The 18,186-nt window shown below is 70.2% G+C and carries 14 protein-coding genes; 11 read left to right on the top strand and 3 right to left on the bottom strand.

Annotation, left to right across the window (positions count from 1 at the left end):
- Positions 1-42: 42 nt before the first annotated feature.
- Positions 43-513 (bottom strand): cache domain-containing protein, encoded by a 471-nt coding sequence (locus tag AC07V5_RS19915; protein WP_495117446.1) that lies wholly within the window; start codon positions 511-513, stop codon positions 43-45.
- Positions 514-647: 134 nt separating this feature from the next.
- Here AC07V5_RS19915 and AC07V5_RS19920 point away from each other — a divergent pair, with 134 nt between their 5' ends.
- Genes AC07V5_RS19920 through AC07V5_RS19940 form a run of 5 tightly spaced genes read left to right on the top strand, consistent with a single transcriptional unit; the run spans position 648 to position 4,909 of the window.
- Positions 648-1,088 (top strand): acyl-CoA thioesterase, encoded by a 441-nt coding sequence (locus tag AC07V5_RS19920; protein ID WP_495117447.1) that lies wholly within the window; start codon positions 648-650, stop codon positions 1,086-1,088.
- Entirely contained in the window at positions 1,085-1,798 is a 714-nt protein-coding gene (locus AC07V5_RS19925) for a nitroreductase (RefSeq protein WP_495117448.1), read from the top strand. The genes AC07V5_RS19920 and AC07V5_RS19925 overlap by 4 nt, the downstream gene beginning before the upstream one ends.
- Entirely contained in the window at positions 1,798-3,141 is a 1,344-nt protein-coding gene (locus tag AC07V5_RS19930; RefSeq protein ID WP_495117449.1) for a sodium:proton antiporter, read from the top strand. The genes AC07V5_RS19925 and AC07V5_RS19930 overlap by 1 nt, the downstream gene beginning before the upstream one ends.
- Positions 3,129-4,112 carry a 2-hydroxyacid dehydrogenase gene (locus AC07V5_RS19935; protein WP_495117450.1) on the top strand — a complete coding sequence of 328 codons (984 nt, stop codon included), beginning with the start codon at positions 3,129-3,131 and terminating at the stop codon, positions 4,110-4,112. Before AC07V5_RS19930 ends, AC07V5_RS19935 begins: the two co-directional genes overlap by 13 nt.
- Positions 4,109-4,909, top strand: a complete 801-nt coding sequence (locus AC07V5_RS19940; protein ID WP_495117451.1) for a hypothetical protein — start codon at positions 4,109-4,111, stop codon at positions 4,907-4,909. Before AC07V5_RS19935 ends, AC07V5_RS19940 begins: the two co-directional genes overlap by 4 nt.
- Here AC07V5_RS19940 and AC07V5_RS19945 read toward each other — a convergent pair.
- Positions 4,906-6,417 carry an FAD-binding oxidoreductase gene (locus tag AC07V5_RS19945; RefSeq protein WP_495117452.1) on the bottom strand — a complete coding sequence of 504 codons (1,512 nt, stop codon included), beginning with the start codon at positions 6,415-6,417 and terminating at the stop codon, positions 4,906-4,908. The two genes, AC07V5_RS19940 and AC07V5_RS19945, sit on opposite strands and share 4 nt — an antisense overlap.
- A 103-nt stretch (positions 6,418-6,520) precedes the next feature.
- On the opposite strand from AC07V5_RS19945, the gene AC07V5_RS19950 reads away from it, so the two are divergent.
- A complete protein-coding gene (locus tag AC07V5_RS19950) occupies positions 6,521-7,900 on the top strand; it encodes a DNA recombination protein RmuC (protein WP_495117453.1) in 1,380 nt (459 codons plus the stop codon).
- Positions 7,897-9,087 (top strand): MFS transporter, encoded by a 1,191-nt coding sequence (locus AC07V5_RS19955; RefSeq protein WP_495117454.1) that lies wholly within the window; start codon positions 7,897-7,899, stop codon positions 9,085-9,087. The genes AC07V5_RS19950 and AC07V5_RS19955 overlap by 4 nt, the downstream gene beginning before the upstream one ends.
- Here the strand turns inward: AC07V5_RS19955 and AC07V5_RS19960 are convergent.
- Positions 9,078-9,350 carry a hypothetical protein gene (locus tag AC07V5_RS19960; protein ID WP_495117455.1) on the bottom strand — a complete coding sequence of 91 codons (273 nt, stop codon included), beginning with the start codon at positions 9,348-9,350 and terminating at the stop codon, positions 9,078-9,080. The genes AC07V5_RS19955 and AC07V5_RS19960 overlap by 10 nt on opposite strands.
- A 135-nt stretch (positions 9,351-9,485) precedes the next feature.
- Between AC07V5_RS19960 and AC07V5_RS19965 the strand changes: the two genes are divergently transcribed.
- The 4 genes from AC07V5_RS19965 to AC07V5_RS19980 all read left to right on the top strand — a co-directional run bounded on the left by AC07V5_RS19965 (position 9,486) and on the right by AC07V5_RS19980 (position 18,185).
- Positions 9,486-12,536 carry a CHAT domain-containing protein gene (locus AC07V5_RS19965; protein ID WP_495117456.1) on the top strand — a complete coding sequence of 1,017 codons (3,051 nt, stop codon included), beginning with the start codon at positions 9,486-9,488 and terminating at the stop codon, positions 12,534-12,536.
- 9 nt (positions 12,537-12,545) lie between these two features.
- Entirely contained in the window at positions 12,546-13,157 is a 612-nt protein-coding gene (locus tag AC07V5_RS19970; RefSeq protein WP_495117457.1) for a FecR family protein, read from the top strand.
- The gene (locus AC07V5_RS19975) at positions 13,154-16,099 is read left to right on the top strand and encodes an EAL domain-containing protein (RefSeq protein ID WP_495117458.1); all 2,946 of its coding nucleotides are present in this window, start codon (positions 13,154-13,156) and stop codon (positions 16,097-16,099) included. Before AC07V5_RS19970 ends, AC07V5_RS19975 begins: the two co-directional genes overlap by 4 nt.
- 118 nt (positions 16,100-16,217) lie before the next feature.
- Positions 16,218-18,185 carry a TonB-dependent receptor plug domain-containing protein gene (locus tag AC07V5_RS19980; RefSeq protein WP_495117459.1) on the top strand — a complete coding sequence of 656 codons (1,968 nt, stop codon included), beginning with the start codon at positions 16,218-16,220 and terminating at the stop codon, positions 18,183-18,185.
- Position 18,186: the final 1 nt, after the last annotated feature.

An 18,186-nucleotide genomic window follows, 5' to 3' on the forward strand; every position in this document is an offset into this window, starting at 1 on the left:
GAGTCTGTACCGGCGCGGGCCGGCGGCCAGCCATGCGCTGCCCTACTTGTAGATGCCGCCGCACACGATGGTGTCTTCCAGGCGCTCGCAATACATCTGCTTGGGCTCGATCTTCTTCGTCGCCGGGTTGGTGAACTTGTAGTCCTGCCAGAAACCCTTGGGGCTCGACTTGCCCAGCTCGACGCGCTCGCGGATGAAGGGCTTGCCGTCGATGTCCTTGAGGTCGATCAGGTCGCGGCCGACCTGTTTCTCGTTGGCGCCATGGGCCAGGCATTTGCCGTCCATGCCGTAGACGACGATGTAGAGGTCGGCCTTCACGAACTGCGGGTCCTTGGCCGTGATCGCGGCATAGGCCTTGTCCTTGCCGTTGGCCTTGATGAAGGTCACGGCCTTCTTGACGGTGGCGACTGCGTCGTCCTTGGTCGCGTTGTCGGCCAGTGCGGCCTGGGTGCCGAAGACGGCCGCCAGTGCAAATGCAAAACCTACGAGACCATTTCCCGGGTATCGGTTCATGCGAGCTCCTTGCCAGCCGTTGTGAAATCGTTGTCTAACGGCCCAGTGTCGCTCCCAAAAAACAGATCGTGCAAGTGCATATGCCGCATTCGCTCCCAAACCCGAGCACAACGGGCTGCATGGAGAATGCGCCCATGACGACCCGCCCCCAGCCCGATGGCCGCGAGGCCTACCCCCGCTTCGTGCCCCTGACGACGCGGTGGATGGACAACGACGCCTACGGCCACCTGAACAACGTCGTGTACTACAGCCTCTTCGACACGGCCGTGAACAGCCTGCTCATCGAGGCCGGTGCGCTCGACATCCACGGCGGCGAGGTCATCGGCCTGGTCGTGGAGACGCACTGCAACTTCTTCGAGTCCCTGGCCTTCCCGCAGCGCATCGAGGCCGGTGTGCGCGTGGCCCAGCAAGGCCGCTCCAGCGTGCGCTACGAGATCGGCCTGTTCGCCGAAGGCGCCGCCACCTGCGCCGCGCGGGGTCATTTCGTGCACGTCTATGTTGACCGCGACAACCGCCGCCCGGTGGCCGAGTTGCCCGCCGCTTATCTCCACGCCTTGAAAGCCCTCACACCATGAGCCGATTCGTCCAGCCGACGCCCGAGCAGACCGCCGCGGTCGACGCCGCCATCAAGACCCGGCACTCGCTGCGCGCCTTCCTGCCCACGCCGGTGCCGCGCCAGACCGTCGAGGACATCCTCGAAGTCGCCTCCTGGGCGCCCTCGGGCACGAACACCCAGCCCTGGCAGGTGCATGTGATGACGGGCGCGGCGCTCAAGCGCGTGGCCGGCCGCATCCAGGCCGCCTACCTCGACCCCGAGCAGAACGCCAGCCACAAGGAGGAGTACGCCTACTACCCCACCGAATGGCGCAGCCCCTACATCGACCGCCGCCGCAAGGTGGGCTGGGATCTCTACGGGCTGCTGGGCATCGCCAAGACCGACAAGGCGCGCATGCAGCACCAGCATGGCCGCAACTTCATCTTCTTCGACGCGCCTGTGGGCTTGATGTTCACCATCGACCGTGTCATGCAGCAGGGCTCGTGGCTGGACTACGGCATGTTCCTGCAGAACATCATGGTGGCGGCCCGCGCGCGCGGCCTGCACACCTGCCCGCAGGCGGCGTTCACGCAGTTCCACCGCGTCATCTCCGAGGAGTTGCAGCTGGGCAGCGAGCAGATGGTCGTTTGCGGCATGTCCATGGGCTATGCCGACCCGAACGCCGTCGAGAACAGCCTCGTCACCGAGCGCACGCCGGTGGCCGAGTTCGCTCGCTTCCTCGAAGACTGATGGCGCTGCAAGGCGCCGAACTCGGCCTGGCCTGGGCCGCGCCCTTCGCGGGCCTGCTGCTGTCCATCGCCGTGATGCCGCTGGCCGCACCGGCCTTCTGGCATCACCACTTCGGCAAGATTGCCGCGGGCTGGACGCTGGTGCTGCTGCTGCCCTTCACCCTGGCCTTCGGTGCAGCGGCCACGGGTGGCGTGCTGGTGCACACGCTGATCGAGGAATACCTGCCCTTCACCATCCTGCTTGGCGCGCTGTACACAGCGGCCGGCGGCATCTTCATCCGCGGCAATCTGCATGGCAGCCCGGCGTTGAATGCCGGGCTGATGCTGATCGGCGCCGTGCTGGCCAGCGTCATGGGCACGACGGGCGCGTCCATGCTGCTGATCCGCCCGCTGATCCGCGCCAACGACAACCGCCGCCACAACGCCCACGTCGTCATCTTCTTCATCTTCATCGTCAGCAATGTCGGCGGTTCGCTGACGCCGCTGGGCGACCCGCCCCTCTTCCTGGGCTTCCTGCAAGGCGTCAGCTTCTTCTGGACGGCCGGCCATCTGCTGCCTGAGACGCTCTTCCTGCTTGCCAGCCTGCTGGCTGTGTTCTGGGCCATCGACACCTGGCTCTATCGCAAGGAAGGCATCACGCCGGCCGACCCCACGCCCGACGCGCCACGGTTCGGCCTGGAAGGCGCCATCAACCTGCTGCCGCTGGCCGCGGCCGTCGGCCTCGTGCTGATGAGCGGCACCTGGAAGCCCGGCATCGTTTTCGACCTCTGGGGCACGCCACTGCCGCTGCAGGCCCTGGTGCGCGACCTGGGCCTCGTCGGCGTGACGGCCGCATCCCTGTGGCTGACACCCGCCGGCGTGCGCGAGAAGAACCGGTTCTCCTGGGCACCGATGCTGGAGGTGGCCAAGCTCTTCATCGCCATCTTCCTGACGATGGTGCCCGTCATCGCCATGCTCAAGGCTGGCCCGGCCGGCGTGTTCGCGCCGCTGGCGGCGCTGCTGACGGGCGCTGATGGCCAACCCTCGCCGGCTGCCTACTTCTGGCTGACCGGAGGCCTGTCCTCCGTGCTGGACAACGCGCCCACCTATCTCGCCTTCTTCAACCTCGCCGGCGGCAATGCGGCCCAGTTGATGAGCGAAGGCGCGCCGGTGCTGGCCGCCATCTCCGGCGGCGCCGTTTTCATGGGCGCGATGACCTACATCGGCAATGCCCCCAATTTCATGGTCAAGGCGATCGCCGAGGAGCGAGGTGTCAAGATGCCGAGCTTCGGTGGCTATCTGCTCTGGTCCGGCGCGGTGCTGCTGCCTCTACTTTTCGTCATGGCGTGGATATGGATGCGTTGAAAGTCTTGATAGCCCGCCGGGCGCCGGCGGACGTGGTGCAAAAGCTCTCGGCTCGGTTCGATGTGGACTTCCATCAGGGCGAGTCCCCGCTGAGCCCCGACGAGCTGCGCACGCGGCTGCAGGGCAAGGTCGGCGCCTACATCACCGGCACCGAGCGCATCACGGCCGAACTGCTGGACGCCTGCCCCGACCTGCGCGCCGTCTGCACGATGAGCGTGGGCTACAACCACATTGACCTGGCTGCCTGCACGGCGCGCCGCGTGCTCGTCACCAACACGCCCGACGTGCTGACCGAGTCCACGGCCGACTTCGGCTTTGCGCTGCTGATGGCCACGGCGCGGCGCATGAGCGAGGGCGAGCGCCTGCTGCGCGACGGCCGCTGGAAGAGCTGGGCCTGGGACTTCCTGGCCGGCTCCGACGTGCATGGCGCCACGCTGGGCATCCTCGGCATGGGCCGCATCGGGCAGGCCATCGCGCGCCGCGGCCGCTTCGGCTTCGGCATGAACGTGATCTATCACAACCGCTCGCGCCTGGCCGCAGACACCGAAGCCGAGCTCAGCGCGCGCTATGTCTCCAAGGACGAGCTGCTGCGCCAAGCCGATCACCTCATCCTCGTGCTGCCGTATTCCGCCGAATCGCACCACTGTATCGCCGCACCCGAGATCGCGCTGATGAAGCCCACGGCGACGCTGATCAACATCGCCCGCGGCGGCATCGTCGACGAGGATGCGCTGGCCGCTGCGCTGCGCGACAACCGCATCGCCGCCGCCGGCCTGGACGTCTTCGAGGGCGAACCGCGTGTGAACCCTGCGCTGCTGACCCTGCCCAACGTCGTCCTCACCCCCCACATCGCCAGCGCCACCATGCCCACCCGCCTGGCCATGGCCCATCTTGCGGCCGACAACCTCGTCGCCGCACTGACCGCCGCGAAGCCCCTCACGCCGCTGAACCCCGAAGTCATTCCCGCATGAACCGCCGCCTGATCTGCCTGCTTGCCCTCCTGCCGCTGCTGCCTGCTCTCGCCTTCGGCCAGAAGAACAAGGGCATCGCACCGCCGCCGCCCGCGCCTGTGGTGGAAGACAAGACGCCGCGTGACGCCAACAAGTTCGCGGCCCTGTCCCTGCTCGGCGACAACGTGCAGCTCATCAGCCTGAACCCGGCGCGTGGCGACACCGTGCAGTCCGGCGATTGGACGGCCTCGCCCTCGGGTGGCCTGGACAACGCGGTGCTGCAGGCGCTGGATGCTGCCGTCAAGGCGTCGGGCAAGGACCGCGACGTCAAGCTCTACACGTCGACGACGCGCAGCCTCTTCGGCGACCCGGCCAACCTCTTCGTCGATGGCAGGCTCAGCCTGCCCGGCAAGCTCGGCGAGGCGGTGCGCCAGAGCGGCGCGGCCAAGCTGCTGCTCGTCACACGCAGCCGCCAGGAGCCGGCGCTGGCGGCGTCGTTGCCGGGCCGCATCCTCGCAACGCTGGAAGGCCCCGGCTTCGTGCTGGACCAGCGCCCCAGCGGCCAGATCAGCTTCGATGGCCAGGGCGGCTTGCCGGTGTTCGCGCCCTATGTGTCCATCCGCGTCGCGCTGATCGACCTCAGCGACCTCAAGCTCAAGCGCGAGCAGTCGCTCGCCGTGGCAGCCCGCCTGCCGGTGGATCGGGCGGCCGCCGCCAACCCCTGGGCCGCGACGACGGCCGAGCAGCGCGTGAAGGCGCTGGAGGCCTTGATCGAGGCCGAGCTGCCCAAGGCGGTTGCCGGGTTGGTCAGCAACTAAAGGCTCGGCAACGCCTTGAAGACCCCCGCAGGGTCGTAGGCCTGCTTCACTTGCCGCAGCCGCGCGAGGTTGGCGCCGTAGTAGGCCTCGGTCGGCTTGTCGAGCAGGCCGTCCAGGTAGTTCACGTAGGCGCCGCCGCTGCTCCAGGGCTGCATCGTCGTGCGCATGCCGTGGGTCCAGGTGGCGGCCTCGTCCAGCGTGGCGGCTGCCGTGCCGGCCTGGTACTCGGCCAGGTATTGCGCGCTGAAGAGGGCACGGCGATGCGGGAAGGCCGTTGCATCCGCCGCCACGCGGCCTGCCGCGCCGCCCATCAGGTTCAACAGCACGGCGCCGGCACGGCCGCTGTCACGGCGCTGCTGCAAGGCCTGGCCGAGCGCAGCGATGCCGGCAGCGTCCAGCGGGTTGTCGAAGAAATCTGAACTGGCCGCCATCGCGGCGCGCCCGAGCTGGCCGCTGGCGTTCTGGCTGGGCAGATGGCATTGCGCGCGGGTCAGCGCCGCGCAACTGCCCAGCATCACGTCGCGGTAGCTGCGCGCCTGCAGCGCCAGGGCATCGGGCGGCGTGCGGCCGATGCGGGCGAGCAGGGCATGCCAGTGCTGCTGCACAAAGGCTGCGTCGCCGATGGCGATGCCCCACAGATAGGCGCCCTGGCTGGACAGCGCGAGCTGCGACCAGATGCGGTCCGGCAAGGTCTGCGGCCAGGCCTGCCAGGCGCTCAGCACGGCGGGCAGCTCGGCCAGCGTGAAGCTGGCGCCGAACTGCGTCAGCGCCTCGGCCGCGTGGGTTTGAAAGGTCAGCGATGTGACGATGCCGACCTGGCCACCACCGCCGCCGCGCAGCGCCCAGAACAGGTCTGGCCGCTGCGTCGCGCTGCAGTCCAGTTGCTGGCCATCGGCCGTGACGACGCGGGCCGCCAGCAGCGCGTCGCAGGACAGGCCGTAGGCCCGGTCCAGCACGCCCACGCCGCCGCCCAGCGTGATGCCGGCAATGCCCACGCTGACGCAGCTGCCCGAGGGGATGCAGCGGCCGGCGGTGATGAGGCTGTCGTAGACATCCGTCAGCTTTGCGCCGGCGCCCACGGTGGCGCGCTCGCCGTCCAGCACCACGCTGTCTATCGCGCCGACGTCGATGACGAGGCCGGCACCACCGCTGGCGCCCAGGTAGCTGTGGCCGCCGCTGCGCGCCGTGAAGGCGAGCTTTTGCGCCTGCGCAAAGCCCAGCGCCGAGGCGACGTCGGCGGCACTGGCGCAGCGCGCAATGGCTTGCGGCTGCACGCCGTCGTAGCGGGCGTTGGCGACGCGGCGCACGCGGTCGAAATCGGTCTGTGCGGGCAGCAGCAGCTCGCCCTGCATCTGGCGGGACAGGGCGCTCCAGTCGGGGCCGGCCGGTGCTGGCGGCGGTGCTGGCGTGGGGGCCGGGGCAGGGGCAGGGGCCGTCGCGCTGCCGCCACCGCCGCATCCGGCCAGCGCGCTTGCGCCGCCCAGGGCCAGGAACTGCCGTCTGTCCATCAATGTCTCCCGATTAATACCAATAAAAGACCAAACGCCTACTTTATGCGATGCCAATGAGATACCAATAAGGGGAATGCCGCCCCGGGCGACAATGCCGGACATGAGCCTGATCGACGTGTTGCTGCTGGGCCTGCTGGCCCTGATCCTTGTCCTGCTGGTGTTGATCTGGGCTCGCCAGAAACCTCAAACCGGCGTGCCGCCGGAGCTGCTGCAGAGCAACGAAAGGCTGGAGCGCGAACTGCGCGATGAGCTGGGCCGCAGCGGCAGCTCCACCCGCCAGGAGCTGTTGCAGGGCCTGGCCCAGTTCCAGCAGGTGCTGACGCAAGGACTGCAGGGCAGCAACCAGTCGCTCGCGCAGCAGGCCCTCGCCGCGCGCGAGGCCCAGGACGCCGCAGCGCAGCGCAGCGCGCAGAACCTGACCGAATCCATGCAGCGCCTGGCCGACGGCATGCGCGAGCAGCTGCAGGCCATGTCCCTGGGCAACGAGCAACGCTTTGCCGAACTGCGCCACACGGTGGAGCTGCGCCTGACCAGCATCCAGCAGGACAACGAGAAGAAGCTCGAGCAGATGCGCGCCACGGTGGACGAGAAGCTGCACGCCACGCTGGAGCAGCGCCTGGGCGAGAGCTTCAAGCAGGTGGCCGAGCGCCTGGAGCAGGTGCACAAGGGCTTGGGCGAGATGCAGAACCTGGCGCGCGACGTGGGCTCGCTCAACCGCGTGCTGACCAACGTGAAGACGCGCGGCATCTTCGGCGAGGTGCAGCTGGCGGGCCTGCTGGAGCAGGTGTTCACGCCCGAGCAGTACGCAGCCAACGTGGCGACGCTGCCCAGCTCGGCCGAGCGCGTGGAGTTCGCGATCAAGCTGCCCGGCCAGCGCGACGACGGCCAGCCGCTGTGGCTGCCCATCGACGCCAAGTTTCCGCGTGAAGACTACGAGCGCCTGCTCGATGCGCAGGAAAAGGGCGACCCCGTGGCCGCCGAGGCCTCGGCCAAGGCCATCGAGATGCGGCTGCGGCTGGAGGCGCGCACCATCCGCGAGAAATACATCGCCCCGCCGCACACGACCGACTTCGGCATCCTCTTCGTGCCGACCGAGGGTCTCTACGCCGAGGCGCTGCGCCGCCCGGGCCTGGTGGAGAGCCTGCAGCGCGAACACAAGGTCATGCTCTGCGGCCCCACCACGCTGCTGGCCACGCTGACCAGCCTGCAGATGGGCTTTCGCACGCTGGCGCTGGAGAAGCGCTCGGCCGAGGTCTGGGAGGTGCTGGGCGCCGTCAAGACCGAGTTCGGCAAGTTCGGCGAGGTGCTGGCCAAGACGAAGAAAAAGCTCGAAGAAGCCAGCAACACCATCGATCTGGCCGAGACCCGCACGCGCCAGATGACGCGCAAGCTCAAGAGCGTGGAGGCGATGCCTGACGACGCGGCCAAGCAACTGCTGCAACTCGACAAGCTGGGCGACCTGGCCGAGGACGCCGAGTGAGCCCAACGACCGAGCGCACGCCCCATCCCAAGAGCCTGCGCCATGCCTTCGTGTGGCTCATCGCCACGCTGATCTGCGTGCACGCCTGCATGGCCGTCACGCGCGTGACCGCCAGCCTCTGGGTGCTGAACCGCGGCTACGGCGAGGCCTCGGTGGGCCTGCTGCTGAGCCTCTTCGCCGTCGCGCCCATCGGCTTGTCGCTGTGGGCCGGGCGGCTGGCGGACCGGCATGGCTTTCACCGCCCGGTCGGCATGGGCGTCATCATGGCCGGCGTTGGCGCCTTGCTGGCGCTGACGGTGCAGCAGCTCTGGGCCATTGCCACCGGCTGCCTGCTGTGCGGCGGCGCCGTTGCGGTGGCGGCCGTGGCCATGCAGCGCGAGGCCGGGCTGATGGCCGACGAGCCCGGCGAGCTCAAGCGCATCTTCAGCTGGATGGCCCTCGGGCCGGCGCTGTCCAACGCGCTGGCGCCCGTCATCGCGGGCCTGCTGATCGACCACATCGGCATGACGGCCGCCTTCGGCTTCGCCGCCCTGCTGCCGCTGCTGGCCTGGGCGCTGGCGCAAAAGGTGCCACGCCATCTGCCGGAGCCGCTGACCAAGAGCTTTCGCGAGCGCGCCGCCTGGCAGCTGTTCCGGCTGCCGGCCTTCCGCCGCCTCATCCTCGTCAACCTCGTGCTGTCGGCCTGCTGGGATGCTCACAGCTTCGTCGTGCCGGTGGTGGGCCATTCGCGCGGCCTGTCGGCGGTCAGCATCGGCATCGTGCTGGGCAGCTTCGCGGCCGCGGCCACCTGCGTGCGCCTGGCCATCGTGCGCTTTGCCGATGACCTCGACGAGGTGAAGGCGCTGCGCACCGCGATGGTCGTGGCGATGCTGACCTTCATGGCCTATGCCTGGCTGCCCGGCACGGTCGGCCTGATGTGCGGCTCGGCGGTGCTGGGCATTGCGCTGGGCTCGGTGCAGCCCATGATCCTGGCCATGCTGCACCACGTGACGCCGCCCGACCGCCATGGCCAGGCCTTGGGCCTGCGCATGCTGACGGTCAACGGTGCGACGGTGGCCATGCCAGCCGGCTTCGGCATCCTTGCTGCTGCCACGGCGCTGGTGGCGCCGATGTGGCTGATGGCCTCGCTGCTGCTGCTGGCGCAGTGGCCGGCGCGGCGGTTGCGCGAGCCTGCTTCTCAGGCGTAGACGTCGAGGAAGTTGCCGAGTGGGGACAGCGCGGGCATGGCCGGCGTTGCAGCAGCCTGTGGAACCTCGGCCTGGCCCGTCTTTTCCATGCGCTGCTCGATGCCCTGCACCTGGGCCCGCAGCGTCGCGATGTGCGTCTGGCCCGACGAAGTCTTCGCGCTGTCGCAGTTCACGCAGGCCGACAGTTCACGCTGCGCCTTCTGCAGTTCGGCCTGCAAGGCACCGGACGAGCCGGAGGCGATGGCGGACAGGGCGGTGCTCATGGCGGGTGGGTGTGAACGGCTTTCCTTCAGCTTATCGACCTTTGGCGGCCTGAGCTTGAGCCTGGTCGGCCCCCGGGCTTGCGTGCTTGCGCCGGCGCGCGTGCGCCGCCTAGCATCGACGCCAGGAGGGCAGGGATGGAGGGCACACGAAGCAGGTTGCGTGCGGCTGCATGGCTGGGCTTGATGTTGCTGGCGCTGTTGGCGACTCAGCCGCTGCGCGCTCAGGTCGACGATGAAGACCCGGGCGATGCGCCCGTCGTCGTCATGCCCGCGGCCGAGGCCGAACGTCTGCTTGCCCAGCCGTTGCCCGCCGAGCCCGCTGCGCGCTACGCGTTGCTGCAGCAACAAGCGCGCGCGGCCCAGGCGCTGGAGCAGCGTGGCCGCTACGTCGAGTTGCTGGCCGAACTCGCCACGCTGGGTCGCAACCAGCCGGGCGGCGAGATCTGGATACGCCAGTACCTCAGCGCCGAATTCATCTGGGGCAGCTCGGGCAAGTCCATGGCCGCAGCTGATGCTTTTGCCAGCGACACCACGCTGAGCCTGCCCACCCGCGCTGCCGCCGCGTTGCGCCATGTCTACGCGCTGGCCCAGGCGCGCGACCGTTCGGTGATGGAGCGCATGTGGTCGCGTGCGCAGAGCTTGGTGAAGCAGGCGCAGGAGTCGCTGGGAGATCGCGACCCAGCCGCCATGCTGCGGCTGCGTGTGGACCATCTGCAGGTGCGCTCCGAGATCGAGCGTTGGGAGGGGCGGCTGGGTGATGCCGTGGCCACGCTGCGCGAGGCCGTGCGGCTGGCGCGGAAGGGCGTGGAGGAAGCACGCAAACTTCCTGGCGGCGGCCAGCGCCCGCCGCGCGATCCCGCCGTGCAAGACGCCTACGGCTGGTACGACGGTTCCCAGGGCATGCTGACCTACGCCCTCGTGCGCCACGGCCGCGCGCCCGAGGCCATCCAGGTCGCGCAGGGCAACCTCGCGCTGTGGCGGGCGGGTCAGTTGAGCGACGCCCTGGGTGCACGCTGGAGCTACCGGCTCGGCCAGGCCCAGGTGGCGGCGCGCCAGTACGAGGCGGGCCTGGAGAACGGCCAGCGCGCCGACGACATGCTGCAGCGCGCCGGCGCCAGCCCGGCCAGCCACACACGCTGGCTGGCGCGCCAGGAGCAGGTGAGGGCGCTGATCGGCCTGCGCCGCTGGCCCGAGGCCGATGCCTTCTACAACGAGTTCCTTGGCAGCCTGCCGGCCGACAGCCTGGCCCGCGAGCGCGCCAGCGACTGGCGGCTGCGCGCCTTGCTGGCGGCCAAGAACGGCCGCACCGATGAGGCGCTGGACATCGTCGAGCGCATCCACCGCTACCGCCTGCGCCTGTACGGCGAAGCCCACCCGCAGACGCAGGAGGCTGCCGGCGTGCGCGCGCTGGTGCGCCTGCTCAAGGGCGACATGGCCGGCGCCTGGAGCGACTACCAGCCGTTGTTTGCGGCCGTGCTCGACAACCCCGGTGGCTGGCAGGACCTGGACCTGTCCGGCGCGCGCGGCTTTGTGCTGGGCCTGGCCTTCGACGAGTTCCTGCGCGAGATTGCCGTGCGCGCGCTGCGTGGCGACCCACTGGAGCCGGCATGGACCGACCGCGCCATGCAGGTGGCCGACCGCATGCAAACCGGCGCCGCCCACCGCGCGCTGACCGACGCGACGGCGCGCGTGCTGGCCGCCACGCCGGCGCTGCGCGACATGCTGGACGCCGAGGCCAACTTGCGCGCCGCAGCCAGCTCCCGCAACGGCGCGCTGGCCGCTCAGCTCGCTGACGAAGACCGCGTGCGCCGCCGCAACAGCAGCGACGAGATCAAGGCCGAACTGAAAGCCCTGCCCGAGGCCGAACGCAAGAAGCGGCAGAAGGCCTTGGCGGACGAACTCGCCGCCGTGCGTGAGCAGGTGCGCCAGCAGCGCGAGCAGGCCCAGGCCGCACGCGAAGCCCTGACGGCGCAGCGCGAACGCGTGGCCAAGGCCTACCCGGCGTGGGCCGACCTCGTCACGCCGCCGCTGCCTTCGCCAGCCGCGCTGCAGAAGCTGCTGGGCCCGGGCGAGGCCCTGCTCGTCGTACAGCCGCTCGACGGCGCGACGCTGGCCTGGTGGGTCTCGCCCGGCGCGCCGACGCGCTTTGCTGCCTCGGCAATAGGCCGCGCTGCCTGGGCCGACAAGGTCGCGCAGATTCGTACCGCGCTGGACCTGAGCACGGGCCGCGCGCCGACCCTGCAAGCGCCGGTGATTGCCGGCCTACACGAGGTCTGGCGCGAGCTCGTCGCGCCGCTGCAGCCGGGTGCCGATGTGAAGAGCCTGCTGGTTGCGGCCGACGGCGCGCTCGCGGCCATGCCCTTCGCTGCCGCGTTGACCTCGCCCGAGCCCGGCGCCTTCGTCGCGCGCCGCATGGCAGTCACGCAGCTGCCCTCGGCCGGTGCGCTGTTCGCGCTGCGCCGTGCGGCCGCGCAGCCGCTGGCGGCCAAGGCGCTGTTCGGCGTGGGCGACCCGCTGTTCAAGTCCAACGCCAAGGCCGGCCGCGTAGCGCTCGGCAGCGGTGCGACCAAGTACGACGCTGCCTGGGGCTTCAGCTATGGCGACATCCCGCCGCTGCCCGAAACCCGCACCGAGCTGAACGCGCTGGCCAAGGCCCTCGGTGCCAATGCGCAGGCCGACCTGCTGCTCGGCGCCGCCGCCACGCGCGAGGCCGTGCTGGCCGCACCGCTGCAAGACCGCCGCGTCGTCGCCTTTGCCACGCATGGGCTGATGCCAGGCGAGCTGCCTGGCGTGTCCAAGCCCGCCCTGGCCCTCGCGCCGGGCAAGGATGCAGCCGCGTCACCGCTGCTCGAACTCGACGACGTGCTGACGCTGCGCCTGAACGCCCAGGCCGTGCTGCTGTCGGCCTGCAACACGGCCGCGGGCGAGCAGGGCGGGGCGGCCATGTCGGGCTTGGTGCGCGGCTTCTTCTTCGCCGGCAGCCGCTCGGTGCTGGCCACGCACTGGGCGGTCGAGACTTCGTCGGCCGCCGCGCTGACGGCCGCCACCTTTTCGGCCAAGGCGCCGCGCGCGGAGGCGCTGCGCATGGCTCAAGTAGGGATGATCGAGGGACAACTCGGTGGCGGGCGCTGGGCGCATCCGTTCTACTGGGCGGGATACGCGCTCTTTGGTGATCCGAGCCGGTAGGAGATGGTCATGAAGTCCCTGGTCTTGTCCCTTGCCCTGTTGAGCTCCGCGACCTTTGCCCAGCAGGCTTGCGAGGTCATGGCCGTGAGCGGCGAGGCCCAGCGCGTGGACGGCCCGGCGCTGGCCGTGGGCGACAAGCTCGACGTTGGCGCCACGCTGCGCACGGGCGCCTCAGGCCGCGTGCGGCTGAAGTTCCTTGACGGCTCCGTTCTTGTGCTGGCCGACAAAAGCCAGCTGCGCATTGAAGCCTTCAGCGCCGGAGCGGCCAAGCCGCGTGAGGCCGAATTGCTGCTCGAGCTTGGCCTCATCGGCCAGCGCGTGACGCCGGCGGCCGGCGGCAGCTGGAAGGTCCGCACGCCCAACGCCGTGACGGCCGTGCGCGGCACCGAGTTCAGCGTCGAGTTCGGTGACGACCGCGCCACCGCCGTGCACGTGAAGACCGGCGAGGTCGACGTCGAGCCCGCCGGCCCGCAGACCCGCGGCATCAAGCCGCGCCAGCCGGTGCGCCTGGCCAAGGGGCTGAACGGCACCCGCTGCGACGCCGGCCAGTGCGGCGCCCCCGTGGCCTGGACGGCGGAGAGAGTGCAGCGCGTCGAGCAGCGACTGGGGTCACTGGATTGAGGTCCCGCCTCGGCTATCTGCTGATCGCGCTGGCGGCGGCGCTGCTGGGCCTGGCCATGGCGGCCTGGCGGGCTGACATCCCGGCGCTGGAGCGGCCCGACCACTGGCTGCAGGACTGGCGCACGATGTGGCGTGGCCCGCTGGCGCCGGGCAGAGAGCTGCCGCTGCTGCTGGTGCGGGTGGACGACGACGCCTTCGAGGCCCTGGGTGGCCGCGTGCCCGACCGCACCGACCTGGCTCGCGCCGTGCAGGCCCTGCATGCTGGCGGCGCGCGCGCCGTGGCGCTGGACATCCTGCTGCTGCCGGGGGGCGGCACGCCCGAGAGCAGCGCCGCGCTGGGGGCCGCCATGAAGGCCTGCGCCTGCGTGCTGATCCCCTTCTCCCTGCCCGACGAGGGCAAGGCCACCGCCGTACCGGCCCCGGTGCTGGCCCAGGCGCTGCTGCGCTACGAGGGCGATGCCGCGCTGGAACGCAGCGAGGGCTACTACCGGCCGGCCCGCCTCATCGCGCCGGAGGCGGGCCTCGCCGAGGCCGCCGCGGCTCTGGGCCACATCAGCGTGCGGCCCGGCAGCGACGGCAGCATCCGCCGCGACCTACCCGTGCTGCGCCTGGACGGCGAGGTCTACCCCTCGCTGCCGCTGCGCCTGGCCGCTTTCGCGCGCGGTGCCGACTGGCGTCAGGCCCGTGCCCGCTTCGGTGCCGAGGTCAGCGTTGGCGAAGCGCTGGCGCTGCCGTTGGACGAACTGTCCCGCACCAGCGTCAACTACTACGGCCGGGGTGGCCCGCAGAGCCCGTTCGAGAGCGTGGGCCTGGCCGAGTTGCTGGGCGGCAAGGTCGACCCCTCCCGCCTGCGCGGCCACATTGCCGTCATCGGCGTGTCGGCCCTGGCGGCGGGCGACCACCTGCCGTCGCCCTTCGACGCCCGCCTGCCCGGCATGGAGCGCATTGCTACCGTCACCGACAACCTGCTCACCGGCCGCAGCCTCGTGCGCCCGGCCTGGGGCGGTGCGGCCGAGCTGGCCGCCGTGCTGCTGCTGCCGCTGGCGGCGGTGCTGCTGCTGGCGCGCCTGCCGCTGGGCTTGGCGCTGGCGCTGATCGTCCTGGGTGTGCTGGCGCTGCTCGGTGCCGCGCAGTGGGCCTTCGAGAGCCGGTACTTCGTCTTCTGGCTGGCGCCGCCGCTGCTGGCCCTGGCCGTCGCGACGCTGGGCGGCAGCGCGCTGCGTGCCGGCATCGAGCAGAGCCAGCGCCGTGACGCAGCCCGACGCCTGGCCGCCAGTGAACAGCGCTATGCCCTCGCGGCCCAGGGTGCCAACGACGGCCTGTGGGACTGGGACCTGACGACGGGCGAGGTCTACTACTCGCCGCGCTGGCTGGCGCTGATGAGCCTGTCCGCCGCCGAGGCGGGCCACGCCATCCGGGCCTGGACCCAGCCGCTGGAGCCCGCCGCGCGCGCTGCCTTCGACGCCGAGCTGCAGGCCCACCTCGAGGGCAAAAGCCTGCAGTTCCACTACGTGCTGCATTTCAACCAGGGCGGGCAGGAGCGCTGGTTGCTGGCGCGGGGCCTGGCGGTGCGTGAAGACGGCAAGCCGGTGCGCATGGCCGGCTCGCTGACCGACATCTCCGAGAGCCAGCGCCTGCAGCGCCAGATCAGCTTCGACGCCCTGCACGACCGCCTCACCGGCCTGGCCAACCGCGTGCTCTTCCGCGAGCAGCTCACGCAGCTGCTGACCGGTGTGCCGGCGCCCGAGACCGGGCTGCTGCTGCTGGGCCTGGACGGCTTTCGCGCGCTGAACGAAACCCACGGGCCGGTCGTGGGCGACACGGTGCTGACCGAGCTGGGCGCGCGGCTCAAGTCGGCCTTCGGTGCGCGTCATCTCGTCGCCCGCATGGGGCCCGACCAATTCGCCCTGCTGCTGGCCGGCGGCGACAGCGCCGCCGAGCTGGCGCGTGGCGTGCAGGGCCTGCTGCAGCAACCGTTCAACGTCGCCATGCCGATGCTGCAGCTCACGGCCGGCATTGCCTGGTCCCAGCGCCGCCACGGCCCGGCCACGGCCGACGAACTGCTGACGGCCGCCGAAGGCGCCCTGGCCCGCGCCAAGGCCGGTGGGCCTGGCCACATGCATGAGTTCGACCCGGCGGAGCAACTCGTCGAGCAGTCACGCCGCTGGCTGCGGGATGCCATCGACGCGGCCCTGGCCAACGGCACCGAGTTCGAGCTGCACTACCAGCCCTTTGTGCGCCTGTCAGATCGAGCGCTGCTCGGCTTCGAGGCGCTGATCCGCTGGCGCCACCCCGAGCGTGGGCTGATCATGCCGGGCGACTTCATCCCGGTGGCCGAAGCTAGCGGCCAGATCTGCGCCATCGGCCGCTGGGCGCTGCTGGAGGCCGCGGGCCAGCTGAGGCGTTGGCAGCGCCTGGGCTTTACCGGCGAGGTGGCTGTCAACCTGTCGGGCGTGCAGCTGGAACGCGACCTCGAACTGCTGGCCGACGCCCGCGCCACGCTCGCGGCCCTGGGCGATGTGCCCACGCACCGCCTCAAGCTGGAGGTAACCGAGAGCATGGCCATGGCCAACCCTCAGCGCAGCGCCGAGGTGCTGCAGGAGCTGGCGCGCATGGGCTTCAAGCTCAGCATCGACGACTTCGGCACCGGCTACTCGTCGCTGGCCTATCTGCACCGCTTCCCGTTCGACACGCTGAAGGTCGACCGCAGCTTCGTCATCCGCCTGGCCGCCGGCCGCGAGGCGCAAGAGATCGTGCGCACCATCGTCGGCCTGGCGTTGGCGCTGGGCAAGCAGACGCTGGCCGAAGGCGTCGAGGACGAGAAGCAGGCCGCGCTGCTGGAGCAGCTGGGCGTGCAGGTCGGGCAGGGGTGGTTGTTCGCGAAAGCGCTGCCAGAGGCGCTGGCGACGGAAGCGATCCGCAGTGCACCGTGGCGGCGCTGAGACGATGCTGTTGAATGCCCGGTCAGCGTGACATGTGACAGCGACTTCGGCGCTCGCCGAAGCTAAGCTGGCCGCTCCGTTTCCCCTCGGCCGTCTTCCCGCGACGGCGACCGAAATCGTGAAAAGCCGCATATTTGCGCCAGCCTGGTTCACCTCGCTGGCCCTGACTCTCGCGGCTCACGCCGCCCCTGCCCCGGAATCCGCCGATGACAAGGCGCTCGAAGCGCTTCTGAAACGGGAAGTGCAGGGCCCCTCGCGCTTCGCCCAGAGCCTGATGGACGCCCCGGCATCGGTGAGCGTGCTTGAGCGTGAGGAATCCGACGCGCTGGGGCACCAGACGGTGGGCGATCAACTGGCCCGCCTGCCGGGCGTCTACCTCGGCAACTCCCGAACCTACAGCTCGCTGGGGCTGCGCGGTTTCAATCGCCCGGGCGACTACAGCTCGCGTGTGTTGATGGCCATCGATGGCCAGCGGGTGAACGACGCCATCTATGACCAGGGGCTGCCGCAGCTGGAGCTGCCGATGGTCGCGGAGTGGGTCAAGCGGGTGGAGCTCGTCCATGGCCCCGGCTCCTCGGTGTATGGCAGCAATGCGCTGCTGGGCGTTGTCAACGTCGTCACGCTGAACGGTGCCGATGCGCGGGGCCTGACCGCGCAGGGCAGCGTGGGGCAGCTGGGCCAGCGCCGCGTCGAGATGCACTACGGCGCGGCTTCAGCTGCCGGCGGCGATCTCTTCGTTGGCGTCAATCTGCAAAGCACCGCGGGCGCCGACCTCTATCTGCCGGAGCTGGGCACGCCCGATGGCTGGGTGCGCGGCCTGGACGGCGAGCGACAGGCCGCGCTGCTCGCCAAGTACCGCAACGGCGCCTGGCGCGTCTCGCTCAACGCGGTGCGCCGCGACAAGGACGCCCCCACCGCCCCTTACGGCACGGTGGCCGGTGCGCCGGGCACCCACTACAGCGACAGCCTGGTCCTTGGCGAAGTGGCCTACGACGACGACTGGCAAGGCGACGTGCGCCGCACGGTCAGGCTCAACGTCGCGGGCTATGACTTCCGGGGCCGCTATGTGTTCGGCCCGTCTCCCGAGCGCATCAACAAGGACGTGGCCTACGCGCAATGGACGACGCTGGAAGGCCGCATGCAGTGGCGCGGCCTGCTCAACCATCAGGTGATGGTGGGCGCGGAGTTGCGCACCTCGCCCTATGGCGTGCAGCGCAACTACGACGTCGAGCCCTACCAGGTCAGCCTGGATTCCCGCGTGAACCAGCACTCTGCGGCTGTCTACGCGCAGGACCAATGGCGGCTGTCGTCGACGCTGCACCTGACCACCGGCCTGCGCCTGGATCACGTGGGTGGTTTTTCGCTCGCTGCATCGCCGCGTGCCGTGCTGGCCTTTCGCCCGGACGAGCGCGAGTCCTTCAAGTTGATGTGGGCGCAGTCCTTCCGCACCCCCAACCTCTACGAGCGCTTCTACGACGACGGCGGCATCTCCCAGGTGAGCAACACGAGCCTGAAGCCCGAGCGCCTCAACTCGGCCGAAGCGGCCTGGGAATACCTGCTGCACGGCGGCCAGGCGCTCAGCGCCAACGCCTACTACACGCGCATGAACCGATTGATCGAGCTGGTGCCGCTGACGAACGAGCCTGACGCGGTGGTGCAGTACCGCAACGTCGGCCGCGTCAGGCTGCGCGGCGTGGACCTGGGCGTGGAGCAGCGCGCCAGCGATGGCTGGCTGTGGCGCGCCAGCGCCTCCTGGATGGACGCCCGCAACGAGAGCGGCGAGAGGTTGAGCAACGCGCCGACCTGGATGGTGAAGGGGCATCTCGTGTCGCCGCAGTACAAAGGCATGCAGTTGGGCCTCGAATGGCATCTGCTCGGCCCGCGCCTGGGCCGGGTGGAGGTGCCGACCACCGTCGGCCTCAACGCCCACCTCCGCTACCGCGTCGACGAACGCCAGAGCCTGTCCCTGCACGTGAACAACGCGCTGGACCACCGCAACCTCGATCCGTCGACACCTGACACCCCGTTGAGTGCCATTCCCCAGCCGGCCCGTACCTGGCGCCTGGACTGGCGCATCACGCTCTGAG

Source organism: Roseateles sp. GW821-FHT02E12, from assembly GCF_059421665.1.